This window comes from Agromyces arachidis (assembly GCF_052805135.1).
Window position 1 is genome coordinate 22,831 of the sequence record NZ_JBRBDK010000003.1, and the last position, 23,200, is coordinate 46,030.

At 73.2% G+C, this 23,200-nt stretch carries 23 protein-coding genes; 5 read left to right on the forward strand and 18 right to left on the reverse strand.

Annotated elements, in window-relative coordinates; all coding sequences use genetic code 11:
* Positions 1–35: 35 nt before the first annotated feature.
* Positions 36–182, reverse strand: a complete 147-nt coding sequence (locus tag ACUY4T_RS05010; RefSeq protein ID WP_446017814.1) for a hypothetical protein — start codon at positions 180–182, stop codon at positions 36–38.
* 144 nt (positions 183–326) lie between these two features.
* Here ACUY4T_RS05010 and ACUY4T_RS05015 point away from each other — a divergent pair, with 144 nt between their 5' ends.
* Complete coding sequence (locus tag ACUY4T_RS05015) at positions 327–1,409, forward strand: threonine aldolase family protein (protein ID WP_446017815.1); 1,083 nt, start codon at positions 327–329, stop codon at positions 1,407–1,409.
* Positions 1,410–1,605: 196 nt separating this feature from the next.
* Positions 1,606–2,196 (forward strand): nitroreductase family protein, encoded by a 591-nt coding sequence (locus tag ACUY4T_RS05020; protein WP_446017816.1) that lies wholly within the window; start codon positions 1,606–1,608, stop codon positions 2,194–2,196.
* 36 nt (positions 2,197–2,232) lie between these two features.
* Here ACUY4T_RS05020 and ACUY4T_RS05025 read toward each other — a convergent pair whose 3' ends face one another.
* Entirely contained in the window at positions 2,233–3,282 is a 1,050-nt protein-coding gene (locus ACUY4T_RS05025; RefSeq protein ID WP_446017817.1) for a zinc-dependent alcohol dehydrogenase family protein, read from the reverse strand.
* 46 nt (positions 3,283–3,328) lie between these two features.
* Positions 3,329–5,539 carry an ATP-dependent Clp protease ATP-binding subunit gene (locus ACUY4T_RS05030; protein ID WP_446018131.1) on the reverse strand — a complete coding sequence of 737 codons (2,211 nt, stop codon included), beginning with the start codon at positions 5,537–5,539 and terminating at the stop codon, positions 3,329–3,331.
* Between the two features lie 344 nt (positions 5,540–5,883).
* Between ACUY4T_RS05030 and ACUY4T_RS05035 the strand changes: the two genes are divergently transcribed.
* The gene (locus tag ACUY4T_RS05035; protein WP_446017818.1) at positions 5,884–6,342 is read left to right on the forward strand and encodes a nitroreductase family deazaflavin-dependent oxidoreductase; all 459 of its coding nucleotides are present in this window, start codon (positions 5,884–5,886) and stop codon (positions 6,340–6,342) included.
* A gap of 10 nt (positions 6,343–6,352) precedes the next feature.
* Here ACUY4T_RS05035 and ACUY4T_RS05040 read toward each other — a convergent pair whose 3' ends face one another.
* The 9 genes from ACUY4T_RS05040 to ACUY4T_RS05080 are packed head-to-tail and all read right to left on the reverse strand — an operon-like array spanning position 6,353 to position 14,669.
* Positions 6,353–7,549 carry an FAD-dependent oxidoreductase gene (locus tag ACUY4T_RS05040; RefSeq protein ID WP_446017819.1) on the reverse strand — a complete coding sequence of 399 codons (1,197 nt, stop codon included), beginning with the start codon at positions 7,547–7,549 and terminating at the stop codon, positions 6,353–6,355.
* Positions 7,542–8,303 (reverse strand): methyltransferase, encoded by a 762-nt coding sequence (locus tag ACUY4T_RS05045; RefSeq protein WP_446017820.1) that lies wholly within the window; start codon positions 8,301–8,303, stop codon positions 7,542–7,544. The genes ACUY4T_RS05040 and ACUY4T_RS05045 overlap by 8 nt, the downstream gene beginning before the upstream one ends.
* Before the next feature lie 3 nt (positions 8,304–8,306).
* A complete protein-coding gene (locus ACUY4T_RS05050) occupies positions 8,307–9,455 on the reverse strand; it encodes a type III polyketide synthase (protein WP_446017821.1) in 1,149 nt (382 codons plus the stop codon).
* Positions 9,456–9,515: 60 nt separating this feature from the next.
* Complete coding sequence (locus ACUY4T_RS05055) at positions 9,516–10,649, reverse strand: AI-2E family transporter (RefSeq protein WP_446017822.1); 1,134 nt, start codon at positions 10,647–10,649, stop codon at positions 9,516–9,518.
* 13 nt (positions 10,650–10,662) lie between these two features.
* Positions 10,663–12,537: an alkyl/aryl-sulfatase gene (locus ACUY4T_RS05060; RefSeq protein ID WP_446017823.1), complete on the reverse strand. Its 1,875-nt coding sequence runs from the start codon at positions 12,535–12,537 to the stop codon at positions 10,663–10,665.
* Between the two features lie 22 nt (positions 12,538–12,559).
* The gene (locus ACUY4T_RS05065) at positions 12,560–13,231 is read right to left on the reverse strand and encodes a GAP family protein (protein WP_446017824.1); all 672 of its coding nucleotides are present in this window, start codon (positions 13,229–13,231) and stop codon (positions 12,560–12,562) included.
* 13 nt (positions 13,232–13,244) lie between these two features.
* A complete protein-coding gene (locus tag ACUY4T_RS05070; protein WP_446017825.1) occupies positions 13,245–13,868 on the reverse strand; it encodes a hypothetical protein in 624 nt (207 codons plus the stop codon).
* A 9-nt stretch (positions 13,869–13,877) separates the two neighbouring features.
* Positions 13,878–14,228 carry an SHOCT domain-containing protein gene (locus ACUY4T_RS05075; protein WP_446017826.1) on the reverse strand — a complete coding sequence of 117 codons (351 nt, stop codon included), beginning with the start codon at positions 14,226–14,228 and terminating at the stop codon, positions 13,878–13,880.
* Between the two features lie 12 nt (positions 14,229–14,240).
* A complete protein-coding gene (locus ACUY4T_RS05080; protein WP_446017827.1) occupies positions 14,241–14,669 on the reverse strand; it encodes a DUF6325 family protein in 429 nt (142 codons plus the stop codon).
* A 181-nt stretch (positions 14,670–14,850) separates the two neighbouring features.
* Here ACUY4T_RS05080 and ACUY4T_RS05085 point away from each other — a divergent pair, with 181 nt between their 5' ends.
* Positions 14,851–15,246, forward strand: a complete 396-nt coding sequence (locus tag ACUY4T_RS05085; protein ID WP_446017828.1) for an SHOCT domain-containing protein — start codon at positions 14,851–14,853, stop codon at positions 15,244–15,246.
* A 72-nt stretch (positions 15,247–15,318) separates the two neighbouring features.
* Here the strand turns inward: ACUY4T_RS05085 and ACUY4T_RS05090 are convergent, their stop codons facing one another.
* From ACUY4T_RS05090 to ACUY4T_RS05115, 6 genes are all read right to left on the reverse strand, one after another.
* Complete coding sequence (locus ACUY4T_RS05090) at positions 15,319–16,449, reverse strand: DUF998 domain-containing protein (RefSeq protein ID WP_446017829.1); 1,131 nt, start codon at positions 16,447–16,449, stop codon at positions 15,319–15,321.
* A gap of 124 nt (positions 16,450–16,573) precedes the next feature.
* A complete protein-coding gene (locus tag ACUY4T_RS05095) occupies positions 16,574–16,981 on the reverse strand; it encodes a DUF7144 family membrane protein (RefSeq protein WP_446017830.1) in 408 nt (135 codons plus the stop codon).
* A gap of 88 nt (positions 16,982–17,069) precedes the next feature.
* Positions 17,070–17,567 (reverse strand): DUF2017 family protein, encoded by a 498-nt coding sequence (locus ACUY4T_RS05100; RefSeq protein ID WP_446017831.1) that lies wholly within the window; start codon positions 17,565–17,567, stop codon positions 17,070–17,072.
* Entirely contained in the window at positions 17,564–17,860 is a 297-nt protein-coding gene (gene clpS / locus ACUY4T_RS05105; protein ID WP_446017832.1) for an ATP-dependent Clp protease adapter ClpS, read from the reverse strand. The genes ACUY4T_RS05100 and clpS overlap by 4 nt, the downstream gene beginning before the upstream one ends.
* Positions 17,861–17,872: 12 nt before the next feature.
* On the reverse strand, positions 17,873–20,575 hold the full coding sequence (locus ACUY4T_RS05110; RefSeq protein ID WP_446017833.1) for an ATP-binding protein: 2,703 nt from the start codon (positions 20,573–20,575) through the stop codon (positions 17,873–17,875).
* Between the two features lie 55 nt (positions 20,576–20,630).
* Positions 20,631–21,758, reverse strand: coding sequence for a class I SAM-dependent methyltransferase (locus tag ACUY4T_RS05115; protein WP_446017834.1), 1,128 nt, complete (start codon positions 21,756–21,758; stop codon positions 20,631–20,633).
* A gap of 89 nt (positions 21,759–21,847) precedes the next feature.
* Between ACUY4T_RS05115 and ACUY4T_RS05120 the strand changes: the two genes are divergently transcribed.
* Positions 21,848–23,197, forward strand: coding sequence for an MFS transporter (locus ACUY4T_RS05120; RefSeq protein ID WP_446017835.1), 1,350 nt, complete (start codon positions 21,848–21,850; stop codon positions 23,195–23,197).
* The last annotated feature ends 3 nt before the right edge of the window (positions 23,198–23,200 follow it).

Consider the following 23,200-nt stretch of genomic DNA (forward strand, 5'->3'; position numbering starts at 1 on the left):
AGCACGGTCGCGGCCCGCGCACGCCCGACGCGCGATCAGTCCGCCTGCACCCACACGATCGCGTGATCGGCCGCCTCCGGCCGTGCATCGGCCTCACCCTGGGTGCACGCGGCGAGCGCGAGCACGCTTCCCGCGCACAGCGCGAATCCGGCGAGGTAGGGCACTGCAGTCCGATCGATCACGGGGCCACGCTCCAACACTCGCCCGGCAGAGTCAACGGGTTGCGCATCACGTTCAGGACTCGTTCACGTCCCGTCGCGGCGTCGCGCTGCGGCATCCGCCGGCCCTGGGAGGGGCCGCCCGGCCGCGTCTGGGAGAATCGTCCGGTGACCCACGAGTTCGTTCCCCTCCACGACCGCGAGTTCCGCGGCTTCGCCTCCGACAACTACTCCGGCGTGCACCCCGAGGTCCTGGCCGCGATCGCCGCGGCGAACGGCGGCCACCAGGTCGCCTACGGCGACGACGCCTACACCGAGGATGTGCAGAGGCTGTTCGCACGCCACTTCGGCGACCCCGTCGAGGTGTACCCGGTGTTCAACGGCACGGGCGCGAACGTGACGGCGCTGCAGTCGATGCTGCCCCGCTGGGGCGCGGTGATCGCGGCCTCCACGGCGCACATCAACGTCGACGAGGGCGGAGCGCCCGAGCGGGTCGGCGGCATCAAGCTGCTGACGGTGCCGACGGATGACGGCAAGCTCACGCCCGAGCTCGTCGACCGCGAGGCGTGGGGCTGGGGCGACGAGCACCGGGCGCAGCCCCTCGTCGTGTCGATCACCCAGACCACCGAACTGGGCACGGCGTACTCGGTGGACGAGATCCGGGCCCTCGCCGACCATGCCCACGAGCGCGGCATGAAGCTGCACATGGACGGCGCGCGCATCTCGAACGCCGCGGCCTCCCTCGGGCTGCCGCTCCGCGCCTTCACGCGCGACGCCGGCGTCGACGTGCTGAGCTTCGGCGGCACCAAGAACGGCGCGCTGCTCGGCGAGGCCATCGTGGTGCTCGACCCCGCGGCATCCGAGGGCCTGAAGTACCTGCGCAAGCTCAACATGCAGCTGTCGTCGAAGATGCGCTTCGTGTCGGCGCAGCTCATCGCGCTGCTCGACGGCGACCTGTACCTGCGCAACGCCTCCCACTCGAACGCGATGGCGCGCCGCCTGCGCGACGCGCTCGACGCGGGCATCGCGGCGGGCGAGCTGCCCGGGCTGTCGTTCACTCAGGAGACCCAGTCGAACGGCGTCTTCGCGGTGCTGCCGGCGGGCGTCGCCGACCGGCTGCGCGAGCGCGGCTTCAAGTTCTACGACTGGGACGCGGCACGCAACGAGGTGCGCTGGATGTGCTCGTTCGACACGACCGAGGACGACATCGACGCGTTCGTGGCGGGGATCCGCGAGGAACTGTCCCGCTGATCGCCGTTCTCAGGACGACGCGCCGGTCGGCTCCGCCGAGCGCGGCGTGTCGTCCTGAGGAACCACCCACTCCGCCTCGGAGTTCCTGAGAAACGGATGACCCGGTGGAATACCGGGCGGATCCATGCGTTGTAATGGATCGGGCCGACGGCGTCCCTCCAAGACAGCACAACCGCACCACCGGAAGGGCGACGCCATGACCCTCATCGAGACCACCACCCGCCGCGCCGACACCGACGCACCGCTCCTGGCCCCCCTCGTCGAGCGGTGGAGCCCCCGCGCCTACGACCCCACGGCCGAACTGACCGACGACGACGTGCGCACGCTCCTGGAAGCCGCGCGGTGGGCGCCCTCCGCGATGAACCTGCAGCCGTGGCGCTTCATCGTCGCCCGCCGCGGCAGCGACGCCTTCACGACCGTCCACGACGCCCTCATGGGCTTCAACCAGGCATGGGCCGACTCGGCCGCCGCGCTGGTCGTCAACGTCGCCGAGCTGGTCGGCGATGACGACCGGCCGCGCCCCTGGGCCAAGTACGACCTCGGGCAGGCGGTCGCGCACATGACCGTGCAGGCCCAGCACGACGGACTGCACACCCACCAGATGGGCGGATTCGACGGCGACCGCCTCGCCGCTGCGTTCGGACTCGGCGACGGGCTCGAGATCGTCTCGATCACCGCGGTCGGCCGGGTCGGCGATGCGTCGACGCTGCCCGAGCCGCTGCGCGAGCGAGAGGTCGCACCCCGCAGCCGCAAGCCGATCGACGAGATCGTCATCGCCGCGGCCTGACGCCGACGCGCCGGCCGGTCCCATCGCGCGGCGGCGCTACGGCCGGAGCAGCACCTTCGTGGCGCGGCGCTCGTCCATCGCGGCGTATGCCTCGGCGGCATCCGACAGCGGCAGCTCGAGGTCGAAGACCAGGCCGGGGCGGATGGCGCCCGAGCGCACGTCCGGCAGCAGTTCCTCGATGTACCCGCGCACCGGGGCGACCCCGCCGTTGACGCCGACGTTGCTGTTGAACATCTGGCGGACCGGCAGTTCGGGGCCGCCGTTCGGCACGCCGACGTACCCGACCATCCCGCCCGGACGGGCGGATCGGAGCGCCTGGTCCATGGCCTCCTTCGTGCCGACGCACTCGAGCACGCGATCGGCGCCGATCCCGCCGGTCAGGGCCTGCACGGCCGCGACCCCCTCGTCGCCGCGCTCCTCGACGACCTGGGTCGCGCCGAACTCGCGCGCGAGCGCCTGTCGGTCGGCGTGGCGCGACATGGCGATGATGGTGGTCGCACCGAGGCGCTTGGCGGCGATGATCGCGCACAGGCCGACGGCGCCGTCGCCGACGACCGCGACCGAGTCGCCCGGGCCGACGCCCGCCGACACGGCGGCGTGGTGGCCGGTGCCCATGACGTCGGAGAGGGTGAGCAGGCCGGGGATCTCGTCGTCGCCGACCGGGCCCGGCACCACGTAGAGGGTGCCGTCGGCGAGCGGCACGCGCACGCGCTCGCCCTGGCCGCCGTCGGCGACGCCGCCGACCTTGTCGTGGCCGCCCCACCAGCTGCCCTGCACGCACGAGGTGCTGACGCCATTGCGGCAGTTGGCGCACGTGCCGTCGCAGACGTAGAAGGGGGCGATCACGAAGTCGCCCTCCTTCACCTGCGCCACGTCGGCACCCACCGACTCGACCACGCCGACGAACTCGTGGCCGATGCGGTGCGGCTGCTTCGTCGGGGTCACGCCCCGGTAGGGCCACAGGTCGGAGCCGCACACGCATGCGGCGACGACGCGCACGATCGCGTCGCCCCCGGTGGAGAGCTCGGGGTCGGGGACCTCCTCGACGCGGATGTCACGGGCAGCGTGGATGACGGTGGCGAGCATGCGTGCGAGCCTACGCGGCGGGTCGCCGGCGTGGCTGGGCGTTCGCCTACTCCTCCACGATCTCGGCGTCGATCACGTCGTGGTCGCCGCCCTGCGGCGCCTCGCCGGGCTCGGGCGCCCGCATCACCGTGAGGTGCTGGCCGTCGGGCGCGAGCCCGACCACGACCGTGTCGCCGTCGCGGATGTCGCCCGCGAGCAGCGCCCGCGCGAGCCGGTCGGCCACCTCGGTCTGGATGAGGCGGCGCAGCGGCCGAGCACCGTAGAGCGGGTCGTACCCGCGCTCGCTGAGCCACGTGCGGGCGTCGGGAGTGACGCCGAGCTCGAGCCGCCGCTCGTGCAGCCGCGCCGTGAGCCGATCGACCTGCAGGTTGACGATCTCGCCGAGCTCCTCCTGAATCAGCGCCGCGAACACGACGAGGTCGTCGAGGCGGTTGACGAACTCGGGCTTGAACGACTGGCGGACGGCAGCCATGACCGCCGCCTCCTTCTCGGGCCAGTCGAGCGTCGGGTCGATCAGGAACTGCGAGCCGAGGTTCGAGGTGAGCACGAGGATCACGTTCCGGAAGTCGACCGTGCGCCCCTGCCCGTCGGTGAGCCGCCCGTCGTCGAGCACCTGGAGCAGCACGTCGAACACCTCGGGGTGGGCCTTCTCGACCTCGTCGAGCAGGATGACCGAGTACGGCCGCCGCCGCACGGCCTCGGTGAGCTGGCCGCCCTGCTCGTAGCCGATGTACCCGGGGGGCGCGCCGACGAGCCGCGAGACCGAGTGCTTCTCGCCGTACTCCGACATGTCGATGCGGACCATCGCGTGCGGGTCGTCGAACAGCACGTCGGCCAGCGCCTTGGCCAGCTCGGTCTTGCCGACGCCGGTCGGGCCGAGGAACAGGAAGGAGCCGGTGGGCCGGTCCGGGTCGGAGACGCCGGCCCGCGCACGGCGTACGGCGTCGGCGACGGATGCCACGGCGCGCTTCTGCCCGATCACGCGGCGCCCGAGCTCGCCCTCGAGGTGCAGCAGCTTCTCGGTCTCGCCCTGCATGAGCCGGCCGACGGGGATGCCCGTCCACTGCGCGATGACCGCGGCGATGTCTTCCTCGGTGACCTGCTCGTTCACCATGCGGGGCTCGTCGGGCGCCTGCTCGGCGCGCTCGGCGGCGTCGAGATCGCGCTGCAGCTCGGCGATGGTCTCGTACTCGAGCTTCGACGCGGTCGCGTAGTCGGCCTCGCGCATGGCCCGGTCGCGGCGGGTGATCGCGTCGTCGAGCTGCTTCTTGAGGTCGCCGACGCGGTTCAGCGACATCCGCTCGCGCGCCCAGCGCTCCTCGAGCCGCACGAGCTCGCGCTCCTGCTCGGCGAGCGTCTCGCGCAGTCGCTCGAGCCGCTCCTTCGACGCGTCGTCCTTCTCCTTCTTCAGCGCGAGCTCCTCGAGCCGCAGCCGGTCGACCTGGCGCTTGAGCTGGTCGATCTCGACCGGGCTCGAGTCGATCTCCATCTTCAGGCGCGACATGGCCTCGTCGATGAGGTCGATCGCCTTGTCGGGCAGCTGCCGCGCGGTGATGTACCGGTTGGACAGCGCCGCGGCGGCCACGAGCGCGGCATCGGTGATGGTGACGCCGTGGTGGGCCTCGTACCGGCCCTTGAGCCCGCGCAGGATCGCCACGGTGTCCTCGACGCTCGGCTCGCCGACGAAGACCTGCTGGAAGCGGCGCTCGAGCGCGGCGTCCTTCTCGATGTACTCGCGGTACTCGTCGAGCGTGGTCGCGCCGATGAGCCGCAGCTCGCCGCGCGCGAGCATGGGCTTCAGCATGTTGGAGGCCGCGACCGAGCCCTCGCCGCCGCCCGCACCCATGAGCAGGTGCAGCTCGTCGACGAAGGTGATGATGCGCCCCTCGGCGTCGTTGATCTCCTTGAGGACGGCCTTCAGGCGCTCCTCGAACTGCCCGCGGTACATGGCGCCCGCGACGAGTGCGGAGATGTCGAGGGCGACGAGCTGCTTGTCCTTCAGCGAGTCGGCGACGTCGCCGGCCACGATGCGCTGCGCGAGACCCTCGACGACGGCGGTCTTGCCGACGCCGGGCTCGCCGATGAGCACGGGGTTGTTCTTTGTGCGGCGCGTGAGCACCTGGCTGACGCGCCGGATCTCGGCGTCGCGGCCGATCACGGGGTCGAGCTTGCCCTGCCGGGCGATCTCGGTGAGGTTGACGCCGTACTGTTCGAGCGCCGACTTCTGCTCCTCCTGCGAGCTCGGCGCGCCCTGCATGTTGGCCACGGGGCTCCCTTCGACAAACTTGAGTGTACTACGCTCAACTCTTCCTCCGCGAGCCGTATTCCGGATGCGGACCGCCCTCGCCTCCGCGTCGCGGCTCGCCGCGCCATCCGCTCGTCGTCCGGCCGCCCGCCGCCCGCCGCCCGGCCGCACGCCCCCCGGCCGCCCGCCGCCCGCCCCGGATACCGTTCTCAGGAGCCGTGGGCGGATTCGCGGCGTTCCTCAGGACGACACGCCGATGCGGGCGCAGGCCCGCGGCGTGTCGTCCTGAGAACGGAATGCCGGTCGGGTCGCAGGCGTTGGCGAACACGACGGATGAACCGAACGAGGAGGAACGGATGCCGCTGCAGGGCGAGTACGCACCGAGCACGTCGAAGTGGGCCCGCGACCAGGCCGAGGCCTACGAGGCGACGGGCGGACGGGAGGGCGGCGAGCTGCGCGGCCGTCCGGTCATCGTGCTCACGACCGTCGGGGCGAAGAGCGGGAAGCTCCGCAAGACGGCCCTGATGCGCGTCGCGCACGAGGGCGAGTACGCGGTGGTCGCCTCGCAGGGCGGCGACCCGGAGCACCCCGCCTGGTACTTCAACCTGAAGGCCCAGCCCCACGTCGAACTGCAGGACGGCCCCGACAAGCGGGACTACCTCGCGCGCGAGGTCGTCGGCGACGAGAAGGCGGCGTGGTGGCGGAGGGCCACGGCGGTCTGGCCGCCGTACGACGACTACCAGGCGAAGACCGACCGCGAGATCCCCGTCTTCGTGCTCACCCCGTACGACCCCGACGGCGCCGCCCGCGCCTGAACGCGAGCCCTCAGAGCCAGCGCATCGTGAACGCGCGAGCGAGGGCGGCTCGCGTGGGCGGGAGCGCCAGCACGCGGACCGACGCGTTCCGGGCGCGCAGGCGGAGCCCGGCGACCGGAGCCCCCATCCGCATGTTGAACGCCGCCTGCCGCATCGCCCGCGTCGCGGCCGACCGGCGGCCGCGCTCGTAGGCGGCGAACGCGTCGAGCGGCGCCCCCGCGGCGAGCGCCGCCTCCAGCTCGTGCGCGAGGTGCTGGGCGCCGATCCAGCCGAGGTTCATGCCCTGCCCGCCGATCGGGCTGATCTCGTGCGCCGCATCGCCGACGAGGGCCACGCGCCCCACGGCGATCGGCTGCGCGAGGTGCTGGTGCGCGTCGAACGCGGTCGGCCGGCCCGCGGCATCAACGTCGAACCCCGCCCCGGTCCGCGCCTCCACGATGGCGGCGACCGCCGACGCGTCGAGCACCGAGGGACGGCGTCGCACGCGCGCCACGTAGCGCCGCATGCCGCCGGGCATCGGGAACGACTCGACCACGCCGGTCGGCTCGAAGTGCAGCAGCGCCGTCTCGGGCGCGCCGGTGTCGTCGCGGGCATCGCACATGACGTAGGTCGCGGCCCGCCCCCGGGGGCGCCAGCGCGCCTCGATCAGCGAGCGGATGCCGCTGCGCACGCCGTCGGCGCCGACGACGTAACGGGCGGGCACCGCGACCTCCGCGCCCGCCTCGGTCGCGGTCACCTCGACGTGCGTGCCGCGGTCGCGGAGCGCGGCGGCCTCGACGCCGCGGCGCAGGTCCACCGTGGCAAGGCCCGCGAGCCGCTCCTCGAGCAGCGCCTCGACCTCGCGCTGCGGCAGCGACCGCACGAGCGCCGACCGGGGGAACCGCAACGCCCCCAGCGTGCGCCCCTCGCAGGTGACCCGGCCCTCGCGGATCAGGACCGCCCGCTCGCGGACCGACTCGCCGACGCCCGCATGGTCGAGCGCCTTCAGGCCGGGCGGGTGGATGCCGATCGCCCGCGACGGCGCGCCGGGCGGCGGCGCCTCGGCACGCCGCTCGAGCACCACCACGTCGCGCCCACGGCGCCCCAGCAGGCACGCGAGCAGCAGCCCCACCGCGCCGCCGCCGACGATGACGACGTCGTGGATCGCGAGCCCGCCCGGACCGCGTTCCGGCGGGACGGGGCGCTCGGCGTCGGCCGGATCAGCCATCGGCGATCTCGCTCCCCCACACGAGCTCGAGCCGGGCCGGGAAGCCGCGCTTGACGCGCCATCCGCTCGGGACGGCGCGGGCGAGCTCGGGCGCGGTGTGGCTGCGCCTGATCGACGTCAGGCCGTCCGGACGGATGAAGGACCCGGCGAAGACGGTGGCGGCGAAGGGCAGGGTGGCCGCCCAGAACGCCAGGTAGGCTCCGGGGCTCCGCTCGATGTCGCCGTGGACGGCGATGCCGCCGGGGGCGACGAGCCGCTCGGTGTCGGCGAGGAGCCCGCCGAGCTCGCGCGCGGTGAGGTGGTGCAGCACGTGGTTCGACCAGACCACGTCGAACGTCTCGCCCTCGGCGACCAGGTCGGCCGTGGTCGCCGCCCGGAGGCGCAGTCGCTGTCCCGCGTGCCGCGAGGCGGCCCGGACCGCACGCTCGTCGGGGTCGATCGCGAGCACCTCGAGCCGCAGCCCGTCGCGCTCGGCGTGGTGCAGGATGCGCGCGGGCAGGTCGCCCCCGCCCGCGCCGACGTCGAGCAGTCGCGCGGTGCGCGTGGTCGACAGGTGCGGACGCACCCACTCCTCGTACACGGCCGCGGGCCGCGAGACGATCCGGTTGACGAGCCCGAACCGGCGGTAGGTGCGGTCGAGCGCCGCGGGGTCGGCGGCGGGATCGTCCATGAGCTCGAGGGCGTGCTCGTCGCGCCGGTCGAGGCCCGCCAGTGCGCGCAGCAGCCCAGGTCCGGCGGCGGCGGGACGCGGCATCCGTCAGCCCTTCACGGTCAGGAGCGCCGACTCGACGGTCAGCCCCGGTCCGAACGCCATCGCGGCGACCCGGTCGCCGTCGTCGGAACCCGGCCGGTCGAGGATGTTGCGGAGCACGAACAGTACGGTGACGCTCGACATGTTGCCGTAGTCGCGGAGCGTCTCGCGGGCGGGCACGAGCTGCTCCTCGCTCAGCGCCAGCCGCGCCTCGACCTTGTCGAGGATGCTCCGTCCGCCCGGATGGATCGCCCAGTGCGCGACGCGGTCGCCGGAGGCATCCGCCTCGAGGGCCGACGCGAGGTCGTCGTCGGGCGCGAACAGCGGCTCGAGCGCCCCGGTGATGTGCTCGTCGATGATCGACGGCACCGCGTTCGAGAGCACCATCTCGAAGCCGTGGTCGCCGATCTTCCAGGCCATGTCGCCCTCGCCGACCGGGGTGATGCGGGTCTCGAACCGGTCGAGGGCGAACGCCCGCTCGCCCGGTTCCAGCGGCCGGGAGGTCACGATCCCGGCACCGGCGCCGTCGGCGAACAGCGACGACGCGACGATCGTGTCGGGGTCGTTCGACGACCGCAGGTGCAGGGTGCACAGCTCGACGCTGACCACCAGCACGACCGCGTCGGGATCGGCGACGCAGAACTGGGCGGCGTTGCGCAGGGCCGGCATCGAGGCGTAGCAGCCCATGAACCCCAGGTGGTAGCGCTGCACTGCGGGTCCGAGCCCGAGGTCGCGCACGAGCATGTAGTCGGGGCCGGGCGCGTAGAAGCCCGTGCACGACACGGTCACCACGTGGGTGATGTCGGACGCCTCGATGCCGGGCGTCGCCGCGATCGCCGCGCGGGCGGCCTCGAGGTAGAGCTTCGTCGCCTCGATCGCGTAGATGTCGTTGCGCGCCCTCGTGCCGGGCATCAGCAGGTCGCCGGTCTCGCGGTCGAAGAACACGGGGTCGCCGTCGACGTCGTTGAAGGTCAGCTCGTCGAGCACGGTGTAGCGGCGCTCGATGCCCGACACGTCGAAGGAGGTGGCGATGATCCGCTGCGCCAGCCGGTTGAGGCCGGGCTGCGCGGCGAAGACGTCGCGCACCGCGGCCTGCGGCAGCTCGGTGCGCGGCACCACGGTCGACAGCCCTCGGAGATGCACCCCCGCCGTCACTGCGTCGCCCTCGGGTCGGTTCGTCGCTGCGGCATGGGTGCCCCCTCTCCCGCTTGCAGACTAACCAGACGCTCCCCCGCCGGTCCACCCGGGAGGGCCGTGAGTCCGCTGGGGAACGCGGGCGTCGCCGGACAGCCACCGCAGCCACCTCGCGCCCGGGTCGCGGTCGAGCAGCAGGTCGCGGACGAGCAGCGTGAGCGGGATCGAGAGGATGGCGCCGAGCGGGCCGATCACGAACGTCCAGAACACCACCGAGAAGAAGCTCAGCGTGAGCGACAGGTCGACGGTGTCGCTGACGAACTTCGGCTGCACGAGCACCTGCAGCACGACGTTCACGACGGAGTAGATCGCGACGACCGCGAGCATGAGCGGCAGCCCGCCGACCACGAACGCGAGCACCGCGGGCGGCACCAGGCCGAGCACGAAGCCCACGTTGGGGATGAAGTTGGTGACGAAGGCGAGGATCGCCCAGACGACCGGCGCCGGCACCCCGAGCGCCCAGAGGGCCAGGCCGTCGATGATCGCCACCACGGCGCCGAACGAGGCGTTGACGACGTAGTAGCGCCGCACCGACGAGTCGTACGCCCGGATGCGGTCGACGGTCGGTCGGATGCCGGTCCCGAACGCCTGCTCCGCGCGTCCGTACCGGGCCGCGTCGGCGGCCATGAAGATGATGTAGGCCAGCACGAAGAACGCGGCGGTCAGGAACCCCAGCAGCCAGCCGCTCACGCCCTGCGCCACGTCGAGCAGCACGGCCGGGTCGAGGGCGGATGCCGCGGCATCCGCCGCCTGCTGCCCGAGCCCGATCGACGCCAGCCAGTCGCCGAACGCCACCGCCGCCTCCTGCAGCTCGTCGAGGACGTCGGTGACGAGCGCGCCGAACTCGAAGCCGGCGAACACGAGCATCGCGGCGAGGGCGGCGAGGATCAGGTACGCCACCGCTACCACCACGGTCGTGGCCAGCCAGCGCGGCCAGCCGCGGCGCTCGAGCGGATGCCGCAGCGGGTGCACGATGATCACGAGCACGGCCGCCAGCGCGAGCGGCGCCACGATCTCGCGCGCGAACCAGAGCGCGCCGAGCACCACCACGACGGCGACCACCAGCAGGAGGGTGCGCACGCTCGGCGACGGATCCGGCGCGGGTCCGGGATCCGTCGCGGGCGCCGGATCCCGCGCGGCGGGTCCGCCGGTCATCGGAGCCCACCGCTCACGGCAGCACGATGTCGAACGACGGGTCGCCGGGCTGGAGCACCGACATGAGCGCGTCCAGCACTCCCTCGTCGCCGCGCTTGTCGATCCCCGGGCTCTCGCGATCGCCGGCGAGCAGCGCGAGCATGCGCGGCTTCGCGAGCGAGACCGTCGCCTGCGCGCTCGCCTCGTCGGCGGGCTTCGCGACGTACACGAGCACGCCGTTGCGCAGGGTCACGCGGAAGTTGCGGCCGACGTCGGTGAAGGTCAGGTCGAGGGCGAGGTCGAGGTCCCAGGCGCGGGGACCGTCGACCGTGATCGCGATCGCGTCGAGGAGCTGCTCGGGCGTGAGCTGCGCCACGATCTCCGGCGCGGCCGTCGAGGTCGGCGTGCCGAAGTTCTCGCCCCGAAGCTCGGTGGCGCCGGAGAGGAAGAAGTTCCGCCACGTGCCGTTCTCCGCGCCGTACGCGAGCTGCTCGAGGGTGTCGGCGTACAGCGAGCGCGCCGCCGCATGGTCGCGGTCGGCGAACACGGCGTGGTCGAGCAGGGTCGCCGCCCAGCGGAAGTCGCCGTCGTCGTACGCCTGCTGCGCGAGCTCGACGACCCGGTCGAGGCCTCCGATCGCGGCGACGTACCGCTCGGCCAGCGCCTTCGGCGGGTGCGGCCAGAGGCGGGCGGGGTTGCCGTCGAACCAGCCCAGGTATCGCTGGGAGATCGCCTTCACGTTGTGGCTGACCGACCCGTAGTAGCCCCGCGCGTGCCAGGCGTTCTCGAGCGCCGGCGGGAGCTGGATCTCCTCGGCGATCTCGGCGCCGGTCATGCCCTGGTTCAGCATGCGCAGCGTCTGGTCGTGCAGGTAGGCGTAGAGGTCGCGCTGCAGGCCCAGGAACTCGCGGATCTCGTCCGCCCCCCAGGTCGGCCAGTGGTGCGACGCGAACACCACGTCGGCGCGGTCGCCGAAGCGCTCGATGGCCTCGGTGAGGTACTTCGACCACACGTGCGGATCGCGGACGAGGGCCCCGCGCAGCGTCAGCAGGTTGTGGAGGTTGTGCGTGGCGTTCTCGGCCATGCACAGCGCCCGCCTCCCGGGGAAGAGGAAGTGCATCTCGGCGGGCGCCTCGGTGCCCGGCGCCATCTGGAACTCGATCTCGACGCCGTCGACGACGTGGGTCTCGCCGGTCGTGCGGATCTCGAGCGTCGGGACGACGATGCCGGGCTGCCCCGTCGAGGTCGACTGGCCGAGCCCCGCGCCGACCGCGCCCCTCGGGCCGCGGTCGAGCGCCGCGCCGTACATGTAGCCCGCCCGGCGCGACATCGCCGTCCCGGCGTACACGTTCTCGGCGACCGCCTCGGCGACGAGGCCGTACGGCGCGATGACCTGCACGCCCCCGGGCCGGACGTCCTCGGGGTCGACCACGCCGAGCACGCCGCCGAAGTGGTCGACGTGGCTGTGCGTGAAGATCACCGCGCTCACGGGCCGGTCGCCCCGGTGGGCGCGGTACAGGGCCAGCGCCGCGGCGGCGGTCTCGCGCGAGATCAGCGGATCGACGACGATGACGCCGGCGTCGCCCTCGACGAAGCTCACGTTCGACAGGTCGAGCCCGCGCACCTGGTAGATGCCGTCGGCGACCTCGAACAGTCCCTGCTTCGAGGCAAGGGTCGACTGGCGCCACAGGCTGGGGTTGACCGTGTCCGGTGCGTCGCCGGCGATGAACGCGAACTCGTTCGCATCCCACACCACCCGGCCGTCGGCCGCACGGATCTCGCCGGGCTCGAGCGCGGCGATGAACCCGCGCTCGGCGGCGTCGAAGTCCCTCCGGTCGTCGAACGGCAGGTGCCCGGCGAGCTCGCGCTGCCGGGCGCGGATCGATTCGGTCGCCTCGTTCTGCTCCATGCGGTCCTCCATCGATCGGGGTTCAGAAGTTGCCGATGCCCTTGCCGATCAGCACCACGCCGATCACGAGCAGCAGGACGGCCATCACGGTCGCGTTCTCGTGCACGAGCCAGGAGCGGAGGCGTTCCAGCGGCCCGGCCATCCGTTCGGCGGCGACGAGGTACGCGATGACCGGCACGGCGACGGATGCCGCGGCGATGACCGTGAACACGACGATCACGACGACCGCCTCGCCGGCCGTGAGCCCCGCCGTGCCGACCGTGACGCCGGCGCCGGCGCCGAGGAGCAGGTTCTTCGGGTTCACCGCCGCGAGCAGGAACCCGAGCCCCACGGCGCGACCCGCGGTCATCGAGTCGATCCCCGCCATCCACTTGGGCAGCGGCGGCTCCTCGCCCGGCCCGGGGCGCGAGCGCCACTGCCGCACCGCGAGGAGCAGCAGGCCGGCGCCGAGGAGCAGCTGGACGACCCCGGCGACCGGCTTCGCCGCGTCCGGGTCGTCCTCCGGGAGCACCGACGAGAGCAGGGTGAACGCCGTCACGGCGACGGCGATGCCGAGGACCCAGCCGCCGAGGAAGCCCACCGCGGTGCTGCGCGCCCGTGGCGAGAGCAGCATCAGGATGGCGGCGATGATCGGGATCGGGCTGACGGCGATGCCCACCGCGAGCGAGAGGATGTCGCCGATCACCGCACCCATGAGCACCCTCCGATCAGATCCGGATCGGGAACGTGGCCATGATGACCACGCCGACGACCGCGACGACGAAGGCGAGGCCGAGCAGGGTGCGGCCGACCCACGGCGCGATCTCGCGCTGCGACATCGCGGTGAGGAACAGGACGAGGGCGAAGAGCACGGTCAGCAGCGAGTAGTCGTCGCCGCGCTGGTTGTTCTCGAGCGCCTGCGCGAACTTCTCGTCGGCGCGCACGTTGAGCTCCTCGGCCTCGACCGAGCCCGCGGGCACGTACTCGTCGCGCGCGAACGGGGCGTTCTCGACCATCCCGCCGTCGACCCACGCGTCGTAGGCGACGCGGAACGCCGGCGTGAACCGCTCGCGGATGTAGTCGGCGAGCTCGACGTTGCCGTCGCCGACCGCCTCGACGTACGCGGCGTAGATCGTCAGGTCGAATGCCTGGGCCGAACGCGCCTCGCCGTCGGCGTTCGCGGCCTGGATGCGGGCGCTCGACGCCTGGCTGAAGGCGATGGACATCTCGCCGCCCCACTTCGACGCCTGGAAGCCGCACCACGCGGTGAGCACCGCGACGACCGAGAGCAGGAACACGCCGACGATCTCGGTGGCGCGCTTCGCCCGGTCGTGCGCCTGCTCCTCCGCCACCGGCCGCCCTCAGCCGAGCAGCTTGGCCTTGGCGGCGGCGAACTCCGCATCGTCGAGGATGCCCTGCTCCTTCAGCGCGGCGAGCTTCTGCAGTTCGGCCACCACGTCGACCCCGGCGGCCGGGGCGGGCGGCGGCGGCGGGGCGGCCGCCTGCTGGGCGGCTGCGGCCTGCTGCGCCTGGTACTGCTGCGCCTCCCACTGCTGCTGCGCGGCCGCCTGCTGCTCGGCCTGCTGGTCGGCGTACTTCGCCTGCTGGCGACGCGCCACGCTGCCGCTGACGGCGGTGGCGGTGCCGGCGACGACCGCCGTCCGCGCGGCCATCCCGACGAGGCCCGGACGGCCCATTCTCCTGATCGGCATCTCGATGCCCCCCTATTCCTCGCTCGCCTCGGCGAGCACCTCGTTGACGACCGTCGCGGGGATCCGCTCGACCTGCAGCACCTCGCCGCCGGACGCCGCGAACGCCGACGCCAGCCGCTTGGCGAAGATCAGCTCGATCGCCATGATGGCGCCCGCGGTTCCGGGCGGGATGATCTCGGCCAGCTCCTCGATGTCCTCGTCGCCGATCGCGCCCGTGGCGTCGAGTTCGACCACCGTGAAGCCGAACTCGTCGCGGAACTCCTCGAACTCCCGCACCGTGACCTCGCCGTCATCGTCGCGGGCCACGATGAGCAGGTCGAGCAGCTTCACCTGGTCGTTCACCATCAACTCGCCGAGCGCCGCCAGCGTCGCGTCATCGGGGCGCGAACCCTCGAAGCTCACGACGTAGATGTCGACCGGCCCGAATTCCAGTTCACTCATCCCATCCCCCTTGTCACCGCAGACTAGGCGCTCGGCGCGAACAGCACCAGAGCCGATCACACCGCACGACACGGCCCGGGCACCTGCCGAAGGTCCTGTCGGTCCGGGCGTCGGCGGCGCTATGGTGACGCTCGAGGGAGCGATCCTCACTCCCCGTCACCGATCGGAAAGGCGCACCCCCGTGGATTTCTGGAGCAACTTCTGGAACATCGTGTGGATCTTCTTCTGGAGCTTCGCATTCATCGCCTACCTGTTCGCGCTGTTCGCCATCATCGGCGACCTCTTCCGCGACCACGAGCTGAACGGCTGGCTGAAGGCGGTGTGGATCATCTTCCTGGTGTTCCTGCCGTTCCTGACCGCCCTGGTCTACCTCATCGCACGCGGCGACGGCATGGCCCGCCGCTCGGCGAAGCAGGCGCAGGACATGCAGGCGCAGACCGAGCAGTACATCCGCCAGACGGCGGGCGGGCACAGCCCCTCCGACGAGATCGCCAAGGCGAAGTCGCTGCTCGACGCCGGCACCATCAACGCCCAGGAGTACGAGGCGCTGAAGGCCAAGGCCCTCTCCCACTCCTGATCACGACCGACGGACGGCCGGGTGCGCACGCACCCGGCCGTCCGCACGAGCAGCGGATGCCGCCGGCATCCGTCACGCGGTGACCGCGACCACCCGCCTCGGACCGGCCGACCCGGTGTTGCGCAGGAACAGGATGACCCAGCTGAAGATCAGCACCCCCGCGACGAGCTCGACGGCGGTGAGGTTGTAGTAGCCCACCGCGAAGAACACGCCCAGCACGACGATGACCCCCACGTACACCCAGCCGAGGTAGACGAACACCTTCGGCATCGTCGGCAGGAACCGCGGCAGGCCGATCACCACCACCGCGAAGACCACCGCCATGCCGCTGGCCACCGTGTTGTGCAGCGCGAAGAAGTCGTCGACGGGGAACACCCCCACGAGCGCCAGCAGGATGCCGATGGCCACGAGGCCCCAGCGGACGAAGTCGCGACCGCGGCGCTCCCGCGGCGTGCCGGCGGGCAGGCCGGCGGTGGCGTATCGCGCGACGATCGTCACGATCGCGCCGGCGATGATCAGCGTGAGGTTGAACGCCAGCGACGAGATGTCGTTCGTGATGCCGAGCGCGCTGAGGTTCTTCTCCCACCACAACGGGTCGGTGGAGCTCAGCATCGCCGCGAGGATCCCGACCACGAGGAACACCGCCAGCACGAGCGAGAGCAGCATGGGCGTCATCCGCACCGACGAGAGGAACGAGACGTAGCCGCTCAGCGCGAGGGCGACGCCGAACAGCAGCGCGGCCGGGATCGGGAAGACCTCGGCGCCGAGGAAGCTGCGCTCGAGGATGTCGGCCAGCCCGGTCCAGCCCAGGAGGGCGACGACCGCGTGCGCGACGGCGAGCGCGACCACGTCGAACCAGTGCAGGCGCGGGCCGGGGAGGTCGGGTGCGCCGGGCGATCCGACGGGCGCGCGCGTCGCACCCGTGTCGACCTCGGCCCCGGCGCTCGATCCGAACCGGCGCCGGAGCACCAGTCGCCCGGCGACGAACGCGAGCGCCGACGCGACGGCGCCGCCGATGGCGACCGCCGCGCCGAGGGAGCCGCGCCCGGCGATCGGGAGCGAGGCGCCCCAGAAGAGCAGCAGGCCGATCGGCGTCGCGAGGACGAACAGGGCGAACCCCACGATCAGGGCCGACGACTCGGTGGACTCGATGGTCCGGGTGGGCTCGCGGAGGACGCCCGCGATCGACGACGGCTGGGACATGGTTCCTCCGCTCAGCTGGCCGTGCCCCGCCATCCTCCGACGACGCGCACGGCTCGCGAGACACAGCCTGCCACTCCCGCCCGTACGGGGTCGACCCGCGACGCGCCGATCCGAGCCGAGCGGGTCAGCGGAGTGCGGCGAGTTCCTTGCCGTGCACGGTCAGCGCGTAGATGACGAGCACGTCGACGGCGATCACGATCGCCGACCAGAGCGGCTGCAGGGGCAGCACCATGAGGTTCGCCAGGATGCCGAGCGAGGCGAGCACGACCGCCACGACGCGCGCCCAGGCCGCGCCGGCCAGCACCGCGATGCCGACGGCGAGCAGGCCGATGCCGAGGAACAGGTGCACCCAGCCCCAGCCGGCGGCATCGAGCAGCATCAATTGGCCCCCGGACGCGGTGACGAAGTACGTGTTGTCCGGCAGGAGGATCGCGATGAACCCGTGGATCACGCCGATCGCGCCGGCGATGATGATCATCGTCCCGGCGAACCAGCCCCAGCCGACCCAACCCGTGACCTGCGTGTCCGACATCGCCGCACCTCCGATCGCACGCCCCCCACGGGCGTCCCTCTCCGCATGCTGCACCCGCCAGGGGGAGGCGGCCGGGACCTTCGGCCCGCTACCGGCCGAGCGGGTCAAGCACCTCGAGCATCGATCCCTGCACGATCCCCGCCCACTCGTAGGCGGCCCGCAGGTAGTCGTCGCGCTCGTCGTCGGCCGGCTCCGCCTCGTCGGGGTCGGTGACCCCCACGCGTTCGGCGAGGATCAGCCGCAGGTCGGTGAGGAAGGTCAGCCACCCCCACGCCTGCGCCTGGTCGAGCTCGATCTCCACGATCTCGTCGTCGCGCCCCGCCGCGGTGGCGTCCCGCACCGCCTGCGCCGCCTGGCGCTTGCCGTCGACGAGGCTGTCGCGCGTGTAGCGCTCGAAGTCGCGAGCCGATGCCTCGTCGTCGCGGTACGCGGCGGGGAACAGCCGCCCCAGCGCGGGGTCGTCGTCGCCGCCGAGCAGCAGGACCGAATCGACCTGGTCGGCGAGCTCCGAGAGGAGCATCGCCTCCTCGGTCTCGAGCACCAGCCGAACGCCGTCCGCGCCCCCCTCGCGTCCGGCGACGATCATGGCTCGGCCCTCGCCACCGTGGCCTGCAGGCCGTAGCCGTGCATCGCCTGCACGTGCCGCTCCATCGACTCGCGGTCACCAGACGCGACGACCGCGCGGCCCTCGTGGTGCACCTGCAGCATGAGCCGCTCGGCCTCCTCGCGCGGGTAGCCGAAGTAGCTGCGGAACACGTAGGCGACGTACGTCATGAGGTTCACCGGGTCGTCCCACACGATCGTCTGCCACGGCACGTCGACCTGCACGGCCTCGCCGGCGACGAGGTCGGTGTCGAGCTGCTCGATCGTGGACGTCACCCGTCCAGACTGTCACGGACCCGCCTCGGATCGCACGCCCCCCATGGGGTCGCGGCCGAGCGCGAAGGCCACCGCCTCGTCGAAGCCCATCTCCATGCCGGCGGCGTACAGCGGGGCCAGGTCGGCACGCGTCGGGTCGAGTTCGTCGATGGTCAGGCCGCGGATGCGCGTCACCTCGTGGTCGACGATCCTCGCGCCCGACGAGTTCCGCAATCCCTCGACCGCACCCGCGAGGCGCGCCGCCCGCTCGTCGTCGCCGGATGCCTGGGCGAGGGCCATCGCCAGCGACAGGAACAGCACGACGGCCGAGACGTCGTGGTGGGGCGCGAAGAGGTCGAGGCCCTGCTCGAGGTAGTCCCACGCGGTCTCGAGGTCCGCGAGCCGGGCACTGAAGACGGCGACCTCGAACATCCCCCAGCCCATGCCGAACTCGTTGCCCGCCCGGCGGTAGTGCCCGATGCTCTCGTGGAGGAGCGCGAGGGCGGCGGCCGGGTCGTCGGCGAGGTCGGAGACGGCCAGCCCGCGCCCCCAGGTGATGTTCCCGAGCCCGTTCTCGTCGCCGAGCCGGCGGTAGATCGCCTCGCCCTCGTCGTAGAGCGCGAACACCTCGCGGCGGACCTCGTCGGTGACGCCCGTCGTGACGGCCGCGACGGCCTGGCCGATCGCCGCGTTGTAGATCGCGTTGGCGATCTCGGCGGGATCGCCGAGCTCGCGCTGGATGGCGAGCGCCTCCCGGTAGGGCCCGACGCACCGCTCGATCTCGCCCTGCCACCAGTACACGCCGCCGAGCGCCTCGAGGGCGCGGGCGCGGTGCAGCGGCTCGCCGCCCGGCAGCGAGACGACGGTCTCGATCCGGCTCCGCCCCTCGTGCAGGTGGCCGCGCGTCTGCCAGAACCGCCAGGACGCGGCGGCCAGGCGCAGGACGAGGTCGGTCTCGCCGTGCACCGCTCCCCAGTCGAGTGCCGTGCGCACGTTGTCGTGGTCCGCGTCGAACCGGTCGAGCCATGCGGAGCGGTCCTCGCCGAGGACGTGCGCCGCGACCTCCTCCGCCCAGTCGGCGTACGCCTCCAGGTGGCGGCGATGCATCGCCTCCGCCGACCCGCTCGCCTCGAGCTTCAGCAGCGCGACCTCGCGGATCACGTGGAGCGTCCGGAACCGCGCGCGGCCGCCCGGCGCCGCGATCTGCCGCAGCAGGCCCTGGTCGACGAGCTCGGCGAGCCCGCCCAGCAGGTCGACGTCGACGTCGTCGCACACCCGCTCGATCTGCTCGAGGTCGGCTCCGCCCGCGAACACGCCGAGCCGCGCGAACAGCTCCTGCACCGGCGGGTCGAGGAGGTCGTGGCTCCACGAGATCGCGCCCTCGATCGTGCGCTGGCGTTCCGGCAGGTCGACGGTCCCGGTGCCCGGACGCGCCGGGTCGAGCCGGGCGAGGATCTCCGGGACGGGCAGCAGCCGCACGCGCGAGGCGACGAGCTCGATCGCGAGCGGGAGACCGTCGAGGCCGCGCACGAGCTCGGAGATCGCGGCGACGTTGTCGGCGGTCACGGCGAAGTCCGGGCGCACCGCCCGGGCGCGGTCGACGAACAGCGCGACCGCGTCCGAACCCGTGGCCTCGACGGAGCCGCCCGCGTCGGGCCGCTCGGGCACCTCCGGAAGGTCCATCGGCTCGAGCGGCATCTCCTGCTCCGCCGCGATGCGGAGCGGACCGCGCGAGGTGACGAGGAAGCGGGAACGCGGCGACGCGGCGACCAGGTCGGCGACGACGGATGCCGCGGCGATGACCTGCTCGAAGTTGTCGAGGATGAGCAGCACCTCGAGGTCGGCCATCCGGTCGACGAGCGCATCGAGCGGCCGGCGGTTGCCGGGCGTGGAGTCCTCGCCGAGCGACCGGAGCACCTGCGACGGCACCACGTCGGGGTCGTCGACCGGTGCGAGGTCGACGAAGTACACGCCGTCGCGGAAGCGCACGCCGAGCTCGGCGCCCACCTGCAGCGCGAGCCGGGTCTTGCCGGTCCCGCCCGATCCCGTGACGGTCACGACGCGCGAGGACTCGAGGAGCTCGCGCACCCGGGCGCACTCGCGACGGCGCCCGACGAAGTGGGTGACCTGCGTCGGCAGGTTGTTCGGCACGGTCTCGAGGGACCGCAGCGGGGGGAAGGCGTGCGCGAGTCCCTCGATGTCGAGTTGGAAGATGCGCTCGGGCTGGGAGAGGTCCCGCAGGTGGTGCCGCCCGAGGTCGCGCATCGCCACGCCGACGGGCGGATCGTGCTCGACGAGCGCGGCGGTCGCGCCCGAGAGCACGACCTGGCCGCCGTGGGCGGCCGAGGCGATCCGGGCTGCGCGGTGCACGTCGATGCCCACGTAGTCGTCGCCGCCGAGCATGCCGAGGCCGGTGTGCAGTCCCATCCGCACCCTCGGCGCGAGCCCCTCGGGCCACTCGTGCGCCGCGAGCGCACGCTGCGCGTCCGCCGCGGCCGCGACGGCGTCGACGGCCGAGGGGAACGCCGCGAAGAACCCGTCGCCCTCGGTCTTGACCACCGTGCCGCGATTGGCCGCGAGGGCGCCCCGGATGAGCCGGTCGTGGTCGGCCAGCAGCCCGGGCCAGCGATCGGCGGCGGCCTCCAGCAGACGGGTCGATCCCTCGACATCCGTGAACAGGAAGGTGACCGTCCCCGTCGGGAGGCGGCGACGGCTCGGTGACGCCGTGGTGGTCACCCTTCGAGAGTGGCACGGCGACGCGCCCGCCGCACCCCCTTTCCGGACGCTCGACTCAGCGCGCCGACGCGGTGACCGTGAACCGGGGGTTCCGCGCGATCTGGCGCGTCGGCCCGACGAGCCGCTCGAGGAGCGGCCGATAGCGGAGGTGCGAGTTCCACACGCACCACAGCTCGCCGCCGGGCTCGAGGACGCGCGCGGCCTCCGCGAACAGGTGCGCCGCGATGCCGGTGTGCACCGCGGCATCCGAGTGGAACGGCGGGTTCAGCACGACCAGGCGCTCGCTCGCGTCGGGCAGGTGCTCGAGGCCGTCGGCCCTGGCGACGCGCACGCGATCGCCGACGCCGTTCGCCGCGGCGGTCAGCCGAGCGGATGCCGCGGCCGCCGCGCTCCGGTCGGACGCGTGCACCGTGATGCCGGGCCGCTCGCGCGCGAGCCACGTCGCGACGACGCCCGACCCGCACGCGAGGTCGACGGCGCTCGCGGCATCCGGCACGGCATCGGCGAGGACGCCGAGCAGGAACCGGGTGCCGACGTCGACCGACGTGCCGGCGAACACGCCGCCGTGCGCGACGACGACGAGGTCGAGCGCGTCGTCGCGCGCCTGGCGCGGCCACGGCGGCGCGGGGGCGGGTTCGAGCCGGGGCTCGGCCGCCACGAGCACGCGCGACTTCTGCCTCGCGTGCGTGACGTCGACCCGGCCGAACCGCCGCCCCAGCACCTCGTTCATCGCGAGGGACATGTGCTTCACGCGGCCGCCGGCGAACACGCGCACGTCGGGAGCGGCGTGGGCGCGGATCAGCTCCGCGACCTCGTCGAGCCGGTCGAGGGCCCGCGGCAGCCGCATGAGCACGACCCGCGCGCCGTCGACGAGCTCCGGTCCGAGCGGGAGGCTGCGCGGCCGCTCTCCCTCGGGAACGCCGAGTCGGTCCGCGTTCCCGGCGAGCGCGCGCTCGCCCGTGATCGGGTCCTGGTGCGCGCGGACGCCATGGGCCCCCGCGTCGACGGCGCCGAGGGCGAGGGCCCCGTAGGCGTCGTCCACGACGACGACCGGACCGGGGAGGGCGCCGGCCTCGGCGAGCGCTGCGGCGGCCTCGTCGAGGATCAGCCGGTCGGCGGCATCCGCCGCCACGAGCCCCGGCGCTTCGAGGTCGGGGTGCCGCCGGAGCGCGTCGAAGTCCACCTCGCCACCGTACAAGAGCGCTCCGCGCCCGGCGCGGGCCGGGCCCTTCGCCCCGCCGGGGCGCACCGGGTCGGAGTACGCTCCTCGACGTGACCCGGATCCGGACCGCACCCGCCGCCGACCTCGCCGGCGTCGCGCGCGCGATCGCCGCCGACGAAGCCGAGCGGGCCCGCGTCCAGCGGCGGACCCTCGCCGTCGTGGTCGCGAGCCAGGTGCTGGGCGGCGCCGGACTCGCGGCGGGCATCACGGTGGGCGCGCTGCTCGCGCGCGACATGATCGGCTCCGACAGCGTCACCGGCGCGCCCGCCGCGCTGTTCACCCTCGGTTCCGCCCTCACCGCGTACCTCGTCGGGCGGATCACCCAGCGGCGCGGGCGGCGCACGGGCCTCGGGCTCGGGTTCGCCGCGGGCGGCGCCGGCGCGATCGGCGTGGTCGTCGCCGCGGTGACCGGCTCGGTCCCCCTGCTCTTCGCCGCCCTGTTCGTCTACGGCGCCGGCACCGCGACGAACCTCCAGGCACGGTACGCGGGCACCGACCTGGCGCTGCCCACGCAGCGCGGCACCGCGGTCAGCGTCGCGATGGTGTCGACCACGCTGGGCGCCGTGGCCGGCCCGAACCTCGTCGAGCCGCTCGGGACGCTCGCCGTCTCGTTCGGGATCCCGGCGCTGGCCGGGCCGTTCCTGCTGGCCGCGGCCGCGTACCTCGGTGCGGGCATCGTGCTGTTCCTCCTGCTCCGCCCCGACCCGTTCCTCGTCGCGCAGCACCTCGATCGCGCGCCGGGGATGCCGCCGGTCGCCGAGCCGGCCGGCCGAGCCGACGCGGGCGCCGCCGCCCCGGCCGCGCCCGCGCCCCGCGATCGCCGGCCCTCGCCGGGCGTCGTGCTCGGGGCGACGATCATGATCCTCACGCAGGCCTCGATGGTCGCGATCATGACCATGACCCCCGTGCACATGCGCGGCCACGAGCACGCCCTCTCGGCGGTCGGCATCGTCATCGGCCTGCACATCGGCGCGATGTACCTGCCCTCGCTCGTCACGGGTGTGCTCGTCGACCGGATCGGCCGCATCCCGATGGCGATCGCCGCCGCCGTCACCATGCTCCTCGCGGGCGTCGTCGCGGCGCTCGCGCCGAGCGACTCGCTCGGCCTCCTGATCACCGCGCTCATCCTGCTCGGACTCGGCTGGAACTTCGGCCTCATCGCCGGCACGGCGCTCGTGGTCGACGCCACCTCGCCCACGCACCGCGCGAAGACCCAGGGGTCGATCGACGTGCTGATCGCCCTCGCCGGGGCCGCGGCGAGCGCGCTCTCGGGCCTGGTGCTCGCCGCGACCGACTACGCGACGCTCGCGATCGCGGGCGGCCTCCTGTCGCTGCTGCTGGTGCCCGTCATCGCGTGGGCGCGGGGCGCCGCCCGCCGGATGCGGTCGCCGGGGGGCTGACCC

What these genes read in the sequence shown, in the direction of transcription:
- ACUY4T_RS05055 (WP_446017822.1), bottom strand. Translation starts at nt 10,649, where the DNA reads ATGACCGGCGGACCCGCCGCGCGGGATCCGGCGCCCGCGACGGATCCC.
- ACUY4T_RS05065 (WP_446017824.1), bottom strand. Translation starts at nt 13,231, where the DNA reads ATGGGTGCGGTGATCGGCGACATCCTCTCGCTCGCGGTGGGCATCGCC.
- ACUY4T_RS05030 (WP_446018131.1), bottom strand. Translation starts at nt 5,539, where the DNA reads ATGCAGGGCGCGCCGAGCTCGCAGGAGGAGCAGAAGTCGGCGCTCGAA.
- ACUY4T_RS05075 (WP_446017826.1), bottom strand. Translation starts at nt 14,228, where the DNA reads ATGCCGATCAGGAGAATGGGCCGTCCGGGCCTCGTCGGGATGGCCGCG.
- ACUY4T_RS05090 (WP_446017829.1), bottom strand. Translation starts at nt 16,449, where the DNA reads ATGTCCCAGCCGTCGTCGATCGCGGGCGTCCTCCGCGAGCCCACCCGG.
- ACUY4T_RS05025 (WP_446017817.1), bottom strand. Translation starts at nt 3,282, where the DNA reads ATGCTCGCCACCGTCATCCACGCTGCCCGTGACATCCGCGTCGAGGAG.
- ACUY4T_RS05060 (WP_446017823.1), bottom strand. Translation starts at nt 12,537, where the DNA reads ATGGAGCAGAACGAGGCGACCGAATCGATCCGCGCCCGGCAGCGCGAG.
- ACUY4T_RS05035 (WP_446017818.1), top strand. Translation starts at nt 5,884, where the DNA reads ATGCCGCTGCAGGGCGAGTACGCACCGAGCACGTCGAAGTGGGCCCGC.
- ACUY4T_RS05040 (WP_446017819.1), bottom strand. Translation starts at nt 7,549, where the DNA reads ATGGCTGATCCGGCCGACGCCGAGCGCCCCGTCCCGCCGGAACGCGGT.
- ACUY4T_RS05020 (WP_446017816.1), top strand. Translation starts at nt 1,606, where the DNA reads ATGACCCTCATCGAGACCACCACCCGCCGCGCCGACACCGACGCACCG.
- ACUY4T_RS05080 (WP_446017827.1), bottom strand. Translation starts at nt 14,669, where the DNA reads ATGAGTGAACTGGAATTCGGGCCGGTCGACATCTACGTCGTGAGCTTC.
- ACUY4T_RS05095 (WP_446017830.1), bottom strand. Translation starts at nt 16,981, where the DNA reads ATGTCGGACACGCAGGTCACGGGTTGGGTCGGCTGGGGCTGGTTCGCC.
- ACUY4T_RS05045 (WP_446017820.1), bottom strand. Translation starts at nt 8,303, where the DNA reads ATGCCGCGTCCCGCCGCCGCCGGACCTGGGCTGCTGCGCGCACTGGCG.
- ACUY4T_RS05100 (WP_446017831.1), bottom strand. Translation starts at nt 17,567, where the DNA reads ATGATCGTCGCCGGACGCGAGGGGGGCGCGGACGGCGTTCGGCTGGTG.